The following is a 329-nucleotide window of genomic DNA, read 5'->3' on the forward strand; positions in this document are numbered from 1 at the left end:
GACTATCACGGCAACATCCAAGTGGAGATTGGGGTTCTGGGGGAGCAGGTAGTCGTTCGTCGAGTCGGGGTCCGGATGTGGGAACCGTCAGACGAGGTTCCCGTGCCAAAGGTCGGGAAGATGAAATATGGCTCCCGCCGCAATGTTCATTTCGATGGTTTTGAACCGGGGTTGTCTGTTAGTGCGGCGAAGAGCCTTCTCGCAAAAGCGTCTATTCCTTACACGGAAAAGGCCGTCGCAAACGCATCAGAGACCGTGGTTGAGCTTAAGCTTCCAAACAACACTTACCTAGAATTTTTCATGATGGGCGGCCAACCTTCCTTGGCAGA

At 53.2% G+C, this 329-nt stretch carries 1 protein-coding gene; it reads left to right on the top strand.

Features of this window, described 5'->3' with window-relative positions; translation table 11 throughout:
• Positions 1 to 120: 120 nt before the first annotated feature.
• A partial coding sequence (locus tag IFT66_RS23425) for a hypothetical protein (protein ID WP_207105892.1) occupies positions 121 to 329 on the top strand: 209 nt, incomplete at its 3' end.

The sequence above is a fragment of the Rhizobium sp. CFBP 13726 genome (genome assembly GCF_014841925.1).
Classification (GTDB): domain Bacteria; phylum Pseudomonadota; class Alphaproteobacteria; order Rhizobiales; family Rhizobiaceae; genus Neorhizobium; species Neorhizobium soli.